9 protein-coding genes are annotated in these 14,807 nt (G+C 69.0%); 6 read left to right on the forward strand and 3 right to left on the reverse strand.

What is annotated here, in order from left to right:
* Positions 1-71: 71 nt before the first annotated feature.
* From B1L11_RS23365 to B1L11_RS23375, 3 genes are all read right to left on the reverse strand, one after another.
* A complete protein-coding gene (locus B1L11_RS23365; RefSeq protein ID WP_079316467.1) occupies positions 72-989 on the reverse strand; it encodes an NADP-dependent oxidoreductase in 918 nt (305 codons plus the stop codon).
* 53 nt (positions 990-1,042) lie between these two features.
* The gene (locus B1L11_RS23370) at positions 1,043-1,690 is read right to left on the reverse strand and encodes a nitroreductase family protein (RefSeq protein ID WP_079316468.1); all 648 of its coding nucleotides are present in this window, start codon (positions 1,688-1,690) and stop codon (positions 1,043-1,045) included.
* Positions 1,691-1,867: 177 nt separating this feature from the next.
* Positions 1,868-2,416: a carboxymuconolactone decarboxylase family protein gene (locus tag B1L11_RS23375; RefSeq protein WP_079316469.1), complete on the reverse strand. Its 549-nt coding sequence runs from the start codon at positions 2,414-2,416 to the stop codon at positions 1,868-1,870.
* Between the two features lie 134 nt (positions 2,417-2,550).
* Here B1L11_RS23375 and B1L11_RS23380 point away from each other — a divergent pair, with 134 nt between their 5' ends.
* From B1L11_RS23380 to B1L11_RS45540, 6 genes are all read left to right on the forward strand, one after another.
* A complete protein-coding gene (locus B1L11_RS23380) occupies positions 2,551-3,204 on the forward strand; it encodes a TetR/AcrR family transcriptional regulator (protein WP_079316470.1) in 654 nt (217 codons plus the stop codon).
* A gap of 187 nt (positions 3,205-3,391) precedes the next feature.
* Positions 3,392-3,595 carry a hypothetical protein gene (locus B1L11_RS23385; protein WP_143737476.1) on the forward strand — a complete coding sequence of 68 codons (204 nt, stop codon included), beginning with the start codon at positions 3,392-3,394 and terminating at the stop codon, positions 3,593-3,595.
* 256 nt (positions 3,596-3,851) lie between these two features.
* On the forward strand, positions 3,852-6,029 hold the full coding sequence (locus tag B1L11_RS45530; RefSeq protein ID WP_143737477.1) for a DNRLRE domain-containing protein: 2,178 nt from the start codon (positions 3,852-3,854) through the stop codon (positions 6,027-6,029).
* Entirely contained in the window at positions 6,026-7,321 is a 1,296-nt protein-coding gene (locus tag B1L11_RS45535) for a LamG domain-containing protein (RefSeq protein WP_179155287.1), read from the forward strand. Before B1L11_RS45530 ends, B1L11_RS45535 begins: the two co-directional genes overlap by 4 nt.
* A gap of 44 nt (positions 7,322-7,365) precedes the next feature.
* Positions 7,366-14,340, forward strand: a complete 6,975-nt coding sequence (locus tag B1L11_RS23400; protein ID WP_079316472.1) for a polymorphic toxin-type HINT domain-containing protein — start codon at positions 7,366-7,368, stop codon at positions 14,338-14,340.
* A 38-nt stretch (positions 14,341-14,378) separates the two neighbouring features.
* Positions 14,379-14,750, forward strand: coding sequence for a hypothetical protein (locus B1L11_RS45540; protein ID WP_143737479.1), 372 nt, complete (start codon positions 14,379-14,381; stop codon positions 14,748-14,750).
* Positions 14,751-14,807: the final 57 nt, after the last annotated feature.

Raw genomic sequence — 14,807 nt, forward strand, 5'->3', positions numbered from 1 at the left:
GTGGCGTCTTCCGCACGGCCGCCACCGACGGCGGCCCATGACCCGCCAGCCGGACTGCGGCCATCCGCTCCCTACGGGCGTACGTGGATGACTGTCTTCCCGCTGCGTCGCGTGGTCGGGTTGAGGGCACTGATGGCATCATCGAGGCTCGCGACGTCACCGATGTTCGTCCGCAGCCGTCCGTCCCGCACCCGCTGCACGATCTCACCCAGTTCGGCACGATCGGCCTCGACGACGAAGTCCACCGCCAGGCCGTCAGCGGGCCGCGCCTCGACCGGGCCGACGATGGACACCAGCGTTCCTCCGGCCTTGATCAGGGCAGCGGACCGCTTCTGAACGTCGCCGCCGATGACGTCGAAGACCAGATCGACGCCCCCGACGTCTTTCAGCGCGTCGTTGTCGAGGTCGACGAACTCATGCGCGCCGAAGTCGAGTGCCTTTTCACGGTCGGCGGCGCGTCCGGTGCCGATGACGTAAGCGCCGGCCTCACGTGCGAGCTGGGTCACCATCGTCCCGACCGCCCCGGCTGCGCCATGGGCGAGGACGGTCTGGCCGGCCTGAAGGCGGCCGTGCTGGAACAGCCCCTGCCACGCGGTCAGACCTGAGATCGGCAGGGACGCGCCTACTGTGAAGTCGACGTCGCCGGGCAGCGGTGCGAGGTTGCGTGCTTCGATCGCCACGTACTCCGCAAGGGTGCCGTCGCGGTACCAGTCGGCGAGGCCGAACACCCGCTGCCCGACCGACAGCCCCGACGTGCCGTAGCCGAGGGCGGTGACCACTCCGGCCAGCTCGTGGCCGGGGATCGACGGTGTCCTGTCACGGCCGGCGCGATCGGTCCAGGTCGATGGCCACTCCATCTCAGTCGGCACGAAGCCCGATGCATGAATCTGAACGATGACGTCGTTGATCGCTGCGAGCGGCTCCGGCCGCTCCGTCAGCGTCATCCCGGCCGTTCCCGCGGCCTGGTCGGTTACCACAATGGCTTTCATTGAGATTGTCCCCTTCCTCGTTCGTGTTGTGGGTTTGGTCTCCGGGTGGGTGTTTAGATGAAGGTGAACAGCTGGTCGGCGTCGAATCGCGAGATCGGGCTGGTGTACACCCTCGCCGGGTCGGGGTAGCCGAGGGCCAGCAGCACCGTCGTGCTGTGTCCGGTCTCGCGGATCTTGAACGCCTTGTCGACACTGGCCGGGTCGAACCCTTCCAGCGGCGTGGCCTCGACGCCGAGCTCAGCGGCCGCCATCATGGTCAGGCCCACCGCCATGTAGGTCTGCTTCTCCATCCAGTGGTTCAGGTCCTTGTAGCCGTAGTTGCGCAGGTTGAGGAAGTCTCGGGTCATTGATTCCCACAGCTCCTGCTTCGACGGGTCAGGGAACCGGCCGTCGGCCCTCTCCTTCGTGAACACCGCCTCGAGGTGGCTGTCAGGCAGATCTGCCCGGGTGGTGAGGATGATGGTGTGCGACGCGTTCAAGATCTTCTCGCCGTTGTCCTGGAATCGTTCGCCCAGGTTGTTGGCGAGCCGCTCTTTGCCCTCGCGCGTGGCGAGGACGTAGAAGTGGTTGGGCTGTACGTTCACCGATGACGGCGTGGAGCGCAGGAACCTCAGCAGCTGCTGAAGGGTTTCCTCCGGAATGGTCTTGCTGGGGTCGAAATACCTGGTGAGGTGCTTGTTCATGAGCTTGTCGAGATTCATGGCACTCTGCCGTTTCTTGCGATGAGTGGGTGAGGAGCAGTGGTTCGCGTGGTTTGGACTAGTTCGTGCCGCGGGCAAATAGGTCGCTGATGCGCTCGAAGCCGATCCCTGAATGATCGGTGGAGACGGTGACGGATTGAGCGGCTCGGTACGCCGCCTCGACGAGGACGCCGGCGCTCATCCCGGCGTACTGACCGAGCGGACGGCGGGAATGTCGACGTCGGTCTGGTTGACGTTGTTGATGAAGTTGGTCAGCAGGACCTGCACCGCCACCGTGACGATCGCCAGGATCTGCGGGTCGGTGTACCCGGCACCTCGCACAGCCGCCAGGTCGGCGTCGCTCACCCGACCGCGGCTCTCCATCAGCTGCTGAGCGAAACGAGCGACCGCGGCGCGCTTGGGATCGATCGAGCTCCCGGCCCGGGCCAAGTCGATGTCATCGCTCGACATGCCACCGAGTTCGGACGATACGTACGTGTGCATCGCCAGGCAGTAATCGCAGCCGTTCGCCTGCGACACCGCGAGCGCGATGGTGTGCCGCGTCTTCGCGTCCAGAACCCGGCTCAAGGTTCCCTGCAGTGTCATGACGACGTCGAGGACGGTCGGGTTCGACGCGAGAGTCGCGAACATGTTCGGAACGAAGCCGAACTGTGCGCCGACGTTGTCGAGGATGCCCGCCACCCCGTCGGGGACGTCGTCAGGAGAGGGAACGTTCAGTCGTGACATGGCGGATCAGCCTCCGGTGAGTGGCCCTCGTCGGCCCGGGTTGCGCTTGAGAATTTTGGGCTTGTCAGCCCACTTCTTGAGTGAACACCGCTCCGGACTGGGCTGTCAAGCCCAATCCAGGTATCGTCTGAAGCATGAAACCGACCACAGGAGCTCGGGAGCCCCACAAGCTCACCGACAAGGGACAGGCAACGCGGGCCCGCATCCTGGAGCACGCCGCGGAGCTCATCTACACCAAGGGGGTCCACGCGACGAACAACGAACAGCTCCGCCGCGCCGCCGGCGTCAGCGGATCGCAGCTCAACCACTACTTCCCGACCAAGGAGAGTCTCGTCCTGGCCGTTATCGCCTGGCAGGCCGAGCGCGTTCTCACGTTCCTCCGCGGCGAGCAATTCGCCTGCTTCGACAACCTCGACGCGTTTCGGGCGTGGGCGGATTTCTACGTCCGCTACGAGCGCGCCTACCAGGAAGGCTGCAGCCTCGGCTCCCTGGCGAGCGAGATCATCAAGACGGACCTTGACGTCCACGACGAGCTCGCGAATGCGTTCGACCAGTGGAGAGGCATCTTCCGCGATGGAATCGAGCGCATGCAGCAACTCGGCCGCATCAGCGCTGAGGCGGATCCCACACAGCTGGCCAACCTGCTCCTTGCCGCCTTCCAGGGCGGCATGCTCCTCGCCCAGGTCGCGCGGGACATCGCTCCACTGAAAGACGCGTTGCAGGCGGCCATCGACCACGTGCAGACCTTCGCGACGTCTCTCGACGCCGGCGTACTCCAAGCTCGGTAGCCGCTTCCAGGTGTATGGGCCAGCGGAGCTTGGCCTCATGTGACGCTGCGCAGTACTCCGCCCGCAAACGATCGCGCCCCGACCCGAGCCGCCAGACCTCTCTTCGGTGGTGACCGGACCGCGGATGGCGCCGGGCCCCCACAACTCCTCACTTCGGTTGCGGCTTGTGCACGTCCACCGCGGCGCGGTGCGCACGACGGTGCGGCTCGCCGGCTCCTCCGGGGCGTATGTCCTGCCCCCGGACGGGCGCTACGACTCCCCGATCGGCGCCAGCCGCAGCCGGTTCATCGACGCGACCTCGGCCGGGCCATTCGGCGGGGACTACGACGTTCCCCAGCGGGCGACAACGCGTTCCCGGCCCTGGCGTTCGCCGATGACGGGCGACCGATGACGGGCGGCCGATGGCCTTGGGCGACGACATCGGGAGGATCGAGCTCTGGAGCGGCCCGCGGCCCGACGCTCCGGGCGCCGGTCCTGCACGGCGCCCTGAGCCGGTCGAGGCCATGTCCTGCGTAGGGCGTCCGAGACGCCGGATCAACCAGGTTCGACCCGGTTCATTCCGGGTGAACCGGCCGTGGACCCGGTCCTGATCTCCTGGTTCGGAACCATCGCGGTTCTGCGCGTACCCCCCGCCTGATGGAGACCCGATGCGCCTTCGCCCGCGCGGCATCGCCCTGGCCGCCTGCGCCTTGCTCACGGCCGGTGCCGTACACGCCGGCCCCGCCCTGCCCGCGGCGGCGGACAGCACCCCCGGCCCGTCGCCGTCACCGGCCGTCGCCTCGACCGAGAGGGAGGCGGTGGAACTGGCGCGGACGTCGCGGGAGCGGGTGGAGGTGCTGCCGCTGCGCACCGAGACGCGCCAGGTGTTCGCCAACGCCGACGGCAGCCTCACCTCCGAGACGTCGGCGCTGCCCGAGCGGGTGCGACGCGGCACGGACTGGGCCGACGTCGACACCACCCTGCGCTTCGCCGACGACGGCACGGTGCGGCCGGTCGCGGCGCCGCTGGACCTGTCCTTCTCCGGGGGCGGGACGGCGCCGCTGGCGACCATCGGCGACGGCGGGCGCTCGGTCGCGATGACCTGGCCGGGGACGCTGCCGAAGCCGGACCTGGACGGGAACACCGCGACGTACGCGTCGGTGCTGCCCGGGGTCGACCTCAAGGTGACCGCCTCGGTGCTCGGATACTCCGAGGTCCTGGTGGTGAAGAGCCGGGAGGCCGCAGCCAACCCGGCGCTGGCCGGGCTCGCCTTCGGAATGCGGGCGAACGGGCTGACCGTGCGCAAGACGCCGGCCGGAGCCCTGAGCGCCGTGACCGACACGGGGACCGAGGTCTTCCACGCGCCGCAGCCCCGCATGTGGGACTCCTCGGGCAAGGACCTCGGGCCGGCCGTCTCCGGGCCGCGGCAGCAGGCCAAGCAGGCGCTGATGGGCGTCGACGTCGCCGGCGACCGGGTGGCCCTCACACCCGACAGTTCGGTGCTGACCGGCCCGGACACGGTCTACCCCGTCTACATCGATCCCCAGTGGTCGGGGTCGAAGCTGGCCTGGACGTACGTCGACAAGGCGTACCCCTCGCAGTCGTACTGGAACTCCGACCACACGCCGGAGATCGGCTACTACGGCAGCGGGGTCAAGCGGTCGTTCTTCCGGATGGACTCCGACAACGTCAACGGCAAGCACATCCTCAAGGCGACGTTCCGGATCACCCAGACCAAGTCGTGGGGGTGCAGGTCGGACCCGCAGGTCGCGCAGATCTGGCTGACCGGCGGCATCTCCACGTCCACGACCTGGAGCCACCAGCCGTCCTGGGCCGACCATCTCGACAGCGTGGCGTCCGACGCCGGATACAGCTCCTCCTGCCCGGACAAGGGCCTCGAGTTCGACGTCACCGGCGCGATCGTCAAGGCCGCCGAGAACGGCTGGTCGAACACGACGTTCGGACTGAAGGACTACGACGACGGCGCGGGCAGCGTGTGGGGCTGGAAGGGCTTCAGCGGCTCGCCCAAGCTCGTGGTCGACTACAACACCCCGCCCGCCACGCCGTCCGGGGTGGGCACCTATCCCGGCACGCCGTGCGTGACGGGGGCGAACCGCCCGTGGATCAACGCGGGTGACGCCGCGAACCCGATCAGGCTCAAGGCGAAGATCTACGACCCGGACAAGGCGAACGACGGCGTACGCGCGGAGTTCGTCATGAACCACTACAACACGACCACCGGTGCGTGGGAGAGCATCACCTCCTCACTGCCCGGCGGCGGCAAGACGGCGTACAAGTACACCACCACGGCGACCGACCACGAGATCAAGCTGCCCGGACTGGTCAGCGGCGAGAGCTACTCCTACAAGGTGCGGGCCTACGACGGCACCGACGGCAGCGCGTGGAGCCCCTGGTGCGAGTTCACCGTCGACACGGTCGACCCGGCGACGCTGCCGAAGGTGGCCTCGGGGGACTATCCCGCCGACACTCCCGACGACTGGAAGGGCGGCGTCGGCTCCGAGGGAGCGTTCACCCTCAGCCCGGGGGACGGCGAGAGCGACGTGACGAGCTTCCGGTACGCCCTGGACGATGCCGCTCTCGCCACGCCGGCGACCCAGGTGACCATTCCCTCGGGGCAGACGTCGGTGACCGTGAAGGTCGCGCCGCGGCACGACTGGATCAACACGCTGTACGTCTTCCCGGTCGACAAGGCGGGCAACGTGGGCAAGACGCCCGCCGCGTACAGCTTCTACGTGAAGGCCGGCGCCGCCCCGCCGGTGAGTGGCATCTCGACGAGACGTCGGGCGCCACCGCCGCGGACTCCGGCGCCGCCCCGCATCCGGTGACACTGTCCGGCACCACCGGCTGGACCGGCGGCCGGGTGAACGGAGCCGTCCACCTCGACGGCTCCACCGCCTACGGCACCACCTCCGGGCCCGTCGTGCACACCGACAGAGGCATGACCGTCTCGGCGTGGGTGCGCCTGACCGACAACAGCAGGAACTCCACGGTGGTGAGCCAGGCCGGCAACAGGGGCGTCGGCTTCCAGCTCTACTACTCCTCGTCCTACAAGCGGTGGATCTTCAACAAGTACGACGCCGACAAGGACAACCCGGTGATCGTCCGGGTCGTGAGCGACGCGGAGCCGCAGGTCGGGGTGTGGACCCACCTGGCCGGCGTCTACGACGCCCCGGCCGGGCAACTCCGCCTGTACGTGAACGGCGTACGGCAGTCCGTTCCCGCCGCGTACACCTACACCCCCTGGGACGCCACCGGGCCGCTGCAACTCGGGCGGGTGAAGTACAACGGGACCTTCCAGGAGAACTTCGCCGGTGACATCGACGAGGTGCGCGTCTGGGACCGGATCCTGTCCGACGACCCCCGCACCGTGAACGACCCGGCGCTCGGCAACGAGATCGCCGTCATGGCCAAGCAGCCTCCGGCCCTGTCCGGCCGGTGGGCGTTCGACGAGGGAACGGGCACGTCCGGCGCCGACTCCTCCGGCTACGGCAGGACCGCGACCCTCAAGGGGAGCGCCGCCTGGTCCGACGACGGTGTCGACGGCGCCGGCGTGCTCAGTCTCGACGGCGCCACGGCGTACGCCACCACCGCCTCGGCCCCCGTGCGTACCGACCACAGCTACACCGTGTCGGCCTGGGTACGCCTGGCCGGCGACGACACCTGCGTGCTGCCGGACCGCGTGATGACCGCCGTCGGCCAGGACGGCAGCAGGAACAGCGGCTTCTACCTCGGCTACCGCGTCTACACGGAGAACGGCGTCAAGGTGTCCCGCTGGGGCTTCTCCACCGCCAGTGACGACACCGACACCGAGAAGATGACGGTCGCCAAGTCCGCCGAGCCGATCGACTGCTCCGCGATCAACTCCTGGACCCATCTGGTGGGCGTGTACGACGAGGTCGCCAAGGAGATCCGGCTGTACGTCAACGGACAGATCTCCGACGTACGGCCGTCGTCGGGCTGGCACGCGAGCGGTGGCCTCGAGATCGGCCGGGTCAAGTACCGGGGCGGCTACGTCGACTACTTCGCCGGCGACGTGGACGACGTCCGCGTGTTCGCCGGGACACTCACCGATCGCCAGATCGTCAACCTCACCCTGGGACTTCCCCTGGACGGCTGACCGCCGCCTCGTCCCCCCTCATCGACGTTCAACCGGAGGTAGTCGTGCTCGCTTCATGGCGGGGCTGGGCCGGGGTCGCCGCGATGCTGGCGGTCGTGGTGCCGGCGACGCTGGCCGTCCCGGTGCCCGTGGCGCAGGCCGCGGGCGACCCGGCCTGGCACAAGGCGCAGGACCAGCGTCCCGTGCCCGGCCACGAGAGCCGGGCGCGGGCCGCCGCGCCCGACCCGGGGGCCCGGTTCGACCTCAAGGGCGCCCCCGCGGTGACCTGGCCGCAGCCCGGCACGGCGGTGGTCGCCCTCGGCTCTCCCGCCGGGGACGCGGCGGCCGCGAAGGCGTCCCCGGGCAAAGGCGCGGGGCCGGGAATGGCGCGGGCCGGTCTGCTCCCGGTGTGGATCGGCCCGGCGGGCGCGGCGAAAGGCGGCACCTCGGCACCGTCCTCGGACACCGCGGCGAAATCCTCGGCGCCGTCCTCCGGGGCCTCGGCGGCGGTGCAGGTGCGGGTGCTCGACGCGCCCACGGCCCAGCGGTCGGGCGTCACCGGGCTGGGCTTCCAGCTGACCCCGCAAGCGGGGGGAGTGGCACGGCGGGTCGCGGTCGCGGTCGACTATTCGGGCTTCCGGTACGCCTACGGCGGTGACTGGGCGTCCCGGCTGCGCCTCGTCCGGCTGCCCGGGTGCGCCGCCGGCACGCCCGACCTGCCGCAGTGCCAGACCCGTACCCCGCTGCCCACGAGCAACGACGTCACCGCGGGCCGGTTGACCGCGGACGTCGACCTCGCCGCCGCCGGCGCGACCACGCTGGCGGCCGAGGCGGCGCCGTCGGGACCGGCGGGCACCTACGAGGCCACCTCGCTGTCCCCGTCGGCCACCTGGAGCGTGAGCAACCAGAGCGGGGCGTTCTCCTGGTCCTACCCCCTGCGCCTGCCGCCGGTGCCCGGAGGCCCGACCCCCAACGTCGGGCTCGCCTACTCATCCGGCAGCGTCGACGGCCGCACGGTCGCCACCAACAACCAGGCCTCCTGGATCGGCGAGGGCTTCGACTACTGGCCCGGGTTCATCGAGCGCAGGTACAAGGCATGCGCCGACGACGGCGTCACGCCCAAGCGCAACGACCAGTGCTGGGGCAACGCGAACGCGACGATGTCGCTGAACGGGCAGGCCACCGAACTGGTGCTGGACGACGCGACGGGCACCTGGCAGCCGAAGGACGACGACGGTTCCAAGGTCGAGAAGCTCTCCGGCGCCGACAACGGCGACGACGACGGCGAGTACTGGCGGGTCACCACCCCGGAGGGCACCCAGTACTACTTCGGCCGCAACCACCTGCCCGGCTGGGCGGACGGCAAGGCCGAGACGAACTCCACCTGGACCGTGCCGGTCTTCGGCGACGACGATGGCGAGCCGTGCCACAAGAGCGCCTTCTCCGACTCCTGGTGCCGGCAGGCCTGGCGGTGGAACCTCGACTACGTCGTCGACCCGCACGGCACGGTCAGCACGTTCTGGTACGGCAAGGAGACCAACTACTACCGCCGCGACGTCACCACGCTGACCGACGGCGTGCCCAACGGCACCCCGACCGCGTACGACCGGGGCGGCTACCTCAAGCGCATCGACTACGGACAGCGCTCGGACGCGATCTTCACCTCCTCCGCCCCGGCGCGGGTCTCCTTCGAGGTGAAGGAGCGGTGCATCCCGACGTCGGGCTTCGACTGCGCGGCGGACAAGTTCACCAAGGACAACGCCAAGTACTGGCCCGACGTCCCCTACGACCAGAACTGCGACTCCGGCGAGAAGTGCATCGACAAGTACTCGCCGACGTTCTGGACGCGCAAGCGGCTGGCCGCCGTCACCACCCAGGTGCTGTCGGGCAGCGCGTACAAGGACGTCGACACCTGGGCGCTCGACCAGGAGATGCGCGCCCCCGGCGACGGGACGGCGGCCACGCTGTGGCTGGCCGGGATCACCCACACCGGCAAGGTCGGCGGCACGGCCTCGCTGCCGTCGGTGAGGTTCGCGGGCGTGCAGAAGCCTAACCGTGTCGACGCCCTCGAAGGACGCCCGCCGCTGACCAAGTGGCGGATCTCGGCGATCGACAACGAGACCGGCGGCTCGCTGTCCGTCGCCTACTCCGACGAGGACTGCACGGCCGGTGACAAGCCGGACATCGGGACCAACACCCGGCGGTGCTACCCGCAGTACTGGTCGCCGGAGGGCGCGACCTCGCCCAAGCTCGACTGGTTCCACAAGTACGTCGTCACCCAGGTGCGGGAGATCGACCGTACGGGAGGCGCGCCCGACGAGGTGACGAGCTACGAGTACCTCGGCGGCGGCGCCTGGCATCACGATGACGACGACGGGCTGACCAAGGAGAAGTACAAGACCTGGTCGCAGTGGCGCGGCTACGGCAAGGTCCGGATCACCCACGGCGAGGCGCCCGAGCAGCGCTCCCAGTCGGAGTACCTCTACTTCCGCGGCATGGACGGCGACGAGCTGCCCGGCGGGGGCACGCGGAACGTGAAGGTCACCGACTCCACGGGCACCGCCGTGGACGACGCCGACGCCCTGCAGGGACGGGTCCGCGAGGAGGTCCACTACGACGGCCCCGGCGGTCCCGCCCTGAGCGGCACCGTCACCGGCTACTGGACGAGGCAGACCGCCAAGCGGGTGCGCTCCTGGGGCACCACGACCGCGCACCTGGTCCAGGCCGATACCGTACGCACCCGCACCGCGCTGGCGTCCGGCGGCTGGCGGTACACGAAGACCGAGACCGACTACGACAACGACGGCCTGCCCACGCAGGTGAACGACCTCGGCGACGAGTCCACCGCGAGCGACGACCAGTGCACCCGCACCACCTACGCCCGGGACGACGCCAAGTGGATGATCTCCTACGCCTCCCGCGTGGAGACCGTGACCAAGGCGTGCGGCGTCACCCCGGACCGGCCGGGCGACGTGGCCTCCGATGTGCGCAGGTACTACGACGGCAAGGCGTTCGGCGCCGCGCCCGACAAGGGGAACGTCACGAGGACCGAGAAGCTCGGCTCGTGGAACGGCGGCCCGCAGTACGTCACCACCGGTACCACCACGTTCGACGTGTACGGCAGGCCGCTGGTGGTCACCGACGCCTCGGGCGGCAAGACGACCACGGCGTACATCCCTGCGACCGGCCTGGTTACCGGCACCACGGTGACCAACGCGCTCGGGCACGTGAGCAAGACGGAGGTCGAACCGGCCTGGGGGCTCCCCACCGCCACGATCGACGTCAACGGCAAGCGCACCGACCTCACCTACGACCCGTTGGGCCGGCTGACCGGCGTGTGGCTGCCGGGGCACGCCAAGGCGACGTACGCCTCGGCGCCGAACATGAAGTTCGGCTACCAGATCCGGGCCGACGGGCCGACGACGGTGACCACCTCGACGCTCCGCAACGACGGAGTGAACTACACCACCGGTTACGCCCTGTACGACGGCCTGCTGCGCGCCCGCCAGACCCAGCAACCCGCCCCCGGCGGCGGCCGGGTCGTGAACGACACGCTGTACGACAGCCGCGGCCTGGTCTACAAGACCAACGACGACTACTACGTCGAGGGGGCGCCCGGCGCCACGCTGTGGACCCCGGCGAGCGACGACGACGTACCCGGTCAGAACGTCACGGTCTACAACGGCATGGAGTGGGCCACCGCGCAGATCTTCCGCAAGCGCGGCAGCGAGCAGTGGCGCACCACCGTGACGTACGGCGGCGACCGCGTCAGCGTCGATCCTCCCGAGGGATCGACGCCGACCACGAGGATCACCGACGCCCGCGGTGAGATCGTCGAGTTCCGGGAGTACAAGGGCGACGGCCCGAGCGGCGACTACGACGCCACCACCTACTCCTACACGCCGACCGGGCAGCCGGCGACCATCAAGGACGCCGACGGCAACACGTGGATCTACCACTACGACCTGCGCGGGCGCCTCGTCCAGCTCGACGACCCCGACAAGGGCACCGCGAAGCTGACGTACGACGACACGACCGACCGCCTGCTGACCACCACCGACGCCCGCGGCAAGAGCGTCTTCTTCACCTACGACGCGCTCGGCCGCAAGACCGCCGAGTACGAGGGCACCTCGGCGAGCGGAACCAAGCTCGCCGAGTGGACGTACGACGCCCTGCCCGACGGCACCGTCGTCAAGGGCCAGCCGACCGCCTCGACCCGGTACGTCAAGAACGCCACGACCGGCGCCATGGACGCCTACACGACGGCCGTCACCGGTTTCGACGACGCCTACCGCACCCTCGGCACCGAGACCGTCATCCCGGCCTCCGAGGGCGCGCTCGCCGGCACCTACAAGACCAGCACCGACTACAACCCCGACGGCACCGTCCGCCGCACGGTGCTGCCCGCGGCCGGCGGGCTGCTCGGCGAGACGATGCTCTACGGCTACGACGAGCTCGGCAACCCCACCACCACGCGCGGCCTGACCGACTACGTCACCTCCACCACGTACTCCAAGCTCGGCCAGGTGCTCGACATGACGATGAGCACCGGCCTGAAGCGGGTGAAGGAGACCAACTTCTACGAGGAGGGCACCAACCGGCTCACCCGTTCCCTGTACGAGCGAGAGACGGCGCCGATCTCCGTCGCGGGCACCAACTACACCTACGACGATTCCGGAAATATCACCAAAATCGCGGACAAGCCGTCCGGTCAGACGCCCGACGTGCAGTGCTTCCGGCAGGACTACCTGCAGCGCCTGACCGAGGCGTGGACGGCCACCGACGACTGCGCGGCCGACCCCTCGCAGGCCATCGTCGGCGGACCGGCGCCGTACTGGCAGTCCTTCGCCTACGACAAGGTCGGCAACCGCACCAAGGAGATCGACCACCAGGCGAGCGGCGACGTCACCAAGACCTACACGTACGCGGGGGCCGGCAAGCCGCAGCCGCACACGCTGACCTCGGTCGAGTACAAGGGCGGCGACCGCGACGGGCAGATCGACAGCTACACCTACGACGCCGCAGGCAACACCACCGAGCGCGGCTCGGGCCGGGCGCTGGAATGGGACGTCGAAGGTCACCTCGCCAAGTCCACCGACCCCTCCGGCGTCAGCACCTTCGTCTACGACGCCAACGGTGAGCGCCTGATCCGCCGCGACCCCACCTCCACCACCCTGTACGTCGCCGGGATGGAGATCCGGGTCGACAAGGCCACCGGCGCCAAGAGCGCGACCCGCTACTACACGCACGGTGGGCAGGTCGTCGCGGCCCGGACCAACAAGGGCGTGACCTGGTTAGGCGCCGACAACCACGGCACGACTGACATCTCCGTCAGCGACGACGCGGCTCAGACGCCCACCCGCCGCCGCTTCACCCCGTTCGGGCAGCAGCGCGGCACCCCACCGTCGTTCTGGCCCGGCCAGCGGGGCTTCGTCGGCGGTGTCATCGACGACGCCACGGCGCTCACCCACCTCGGCGCCCGCGAGTACGACGCCGAGACCGGCCGCTTCATCTCCGTCGACCCGGTGTTCGACGCGGCCGACCCCCAGAGCTGGAACGGCTACGCCTACGCCGACAACAACCCGGTCACCAAGTCCGACCCGAGCGGCCTGATGCTGCCCCGCGACAACGGAGGCGGCGCGCACGCTCCTTACAACTCCGGTAGCGGCAGCGGCAGCAACAAAGGGAGCAGTGGAGGCGCGCCTTCCTATCCTCCTCCGCCCCCGCCGGTCAGCCGGCCGCACTGCGGCACCTGGGACTTCGGCTGCAAGGCCAAGAACTTCTGGAACCAGCACAAGGCCACGATCGTCAACGTCGCCGTCTCGGTGACCGTGACCATCGGCTGCGAGGTGGCCACGGGCGGCGCCGGCAGCGTCGGCTGCGCCGCGGCCGGCGGCGCGGCGGGCAACCTCGCCGGTTATCTCGTCTCGACACCGCGTGATCAGTGGAGCCTGGGCGGCGCCTTCCACGCGGCGGCGGTGGGAGCCGTGGCCGGAGCGGCCGGAGGCGTGCTCGGCAAGGCCGCCTCGGCCGTGCTCGGGAAGGTGGCCACCACGGCGGCGGGCAAGGCCGTCACCGGGGCCGTCGGAAAAGCTGCCGGCAAGGCCAGAGCCGCTCTGGGCAAGGCGGGCGCCGCCGCCGAGGACGCGGCCGAAGCGGGCGAAGGCGCGGCCGCACGATCGGCCGGAAGGGGCGCCGCACGCGAGAGGGCGCACGCCTCGTCCGGATCTCGCGGGACCTGCGACAGCTTCGTCGCCGGCACCCTGGTCAAGCTCGCCGACGGCACCACCAGGGCGATCGAGAAGATCAAGCCCGGCGACAGGGTCCTCGCCACCGACCCGTCGACCGGTGAGACGGCCCCGAAGCTCGTGGTCGCCGCCTTCTCGGGCGTCGGTTACGTCAGCCTCGTCCAGATCACCGTCGACACCGACGGCAAGAAGGGCCACGACACCGGGGTCATCCTCGCCACGGAACACCACCTGTTCTGGGACACGGTCGATCGCACCTGGGTCCGCGCCGACCATCTGACCCCGGCCGACCGCCTCCGCACCCCGTCCGGCGCCACCGTCCAGGTCGTCGGCACCAAGGTGGTGCCGTCCAACCCCGCCGTCTACGACCTCACCGTCGCCGGCACCCACACCTTCTACGTCCAAGCCGGATCCGCCCCCGTCCTCGTCCACAACTGCGGAGACAAGCCCTTCCGTGATCGACACGGGAATCTCACCGACGGTAGGTATACCGTGAACGATGCTGCGATGGCTCCGCATACGAGTGGATCGTTTGCAGGAAAGATGCTCCCGGACGGAAGTTTCTTGCCTGCGGGCAAGAGCCAGTTCCTGTTCCAGGTGGACGCGGCCGGAGAGGCCCTCAGAGCGGCGCGATTTGCAGACGCGAACGATCTCTGGGTCGGCAACAAGGCGAAGGTTTTCGTTGAGAATGGCCCTATCGGTGTTATCGGCAGGACGGGTGAACTCACGAATTGGATGACGGTAACGCGTTCTGGACGGACAATCCATGCCTGGCCATCGGGGGCGCCATGATGGCAACTATACGAATAGATGACCATCTGAGCAGCATCGTGGATTCTTCGTGGGACGAGTCGACCACTTTGCGCTTCACCTCATCGGTGATCTCGCGGTTTCCCGAAGCAGTCATTGCGTGGGACGAAGGCGATGAGGACTGGATACAGGTTCTGTGTCCAGAGACGATGTGTTATGTCCACATCAATAGGCCGTTTGTCATGGCCATACGCTGGGCGGCGGACGACCTGTCAGAGCTTGCTGGGAAGGATGTGGTGGTACTGCGTGTGGATTCCTGGGATGCAAGGTGCTTCTCTGCTGACGTGAATCTTCTACGTAGGGCTTTTCCGGGTTACATCCTTCCGGATGCCCTGCCTACTCGTACCGCGGAGGAATTTTCGGCTGAGGATCTGTGGTTTGCCACGGATTGATGCTGCCTGATCTTGCCCTGAGTCAGGGAGGTGCCTAGGATCTAGGCGTCTTGCGAC

It is taken from the genome of Microbispora sp. GKU 823, from assembly GCF_002027145.1.
GTDB classification, from domain to species: domain Bacteria; phylum Actinomycetota; class Actinomycetes; order Streptosporangiales; family Streptosporangiaceae; genus Microbispora; species Microbispora siamensis.

What these genes read in the sequence shown, in the direction of transcription:
- B1L11_RS23375 (WP_079316469.1), bottom strand. Translation starts at nt 2,416, where the DNA reads ATGTCACGACTGAACGTTCCCTCTCCTGACGACGTCCCCGACGGGGTG.
- B1L11_RS23380 (WP_079316470.1), top strand. Translation starts at nt 2,551, where the DNA reads ATGAAACCGACCACAGGAGCTCGGGAGCCCCACAAGCTCACCGACAAG.
- B1L11_RS23365 (WP_079316467.1), bottom strand. Translation starts at nt 989, where the DNA reads ATGAAAGCCATTGTGGTAACCGACCAGGCCGCGGGAACGGCCGGGATG.
- B1L11_RS23370 (WP_079316468.1), bottom strand. Translation starts at nt 1,690, where the DNA reads ATGAATCTCGACAAGCTCATGAACAAGCACCTCACCAGGTATTTCGAC.
- B1L11_RS45530 (WP_143737477.1), top strand. Translation starts at nt 3,852, where the DNA reads ATGCGCCTTCGCCCGCGCGGCATCGCCCTGGCCGCCTGCGCCTTGCTC.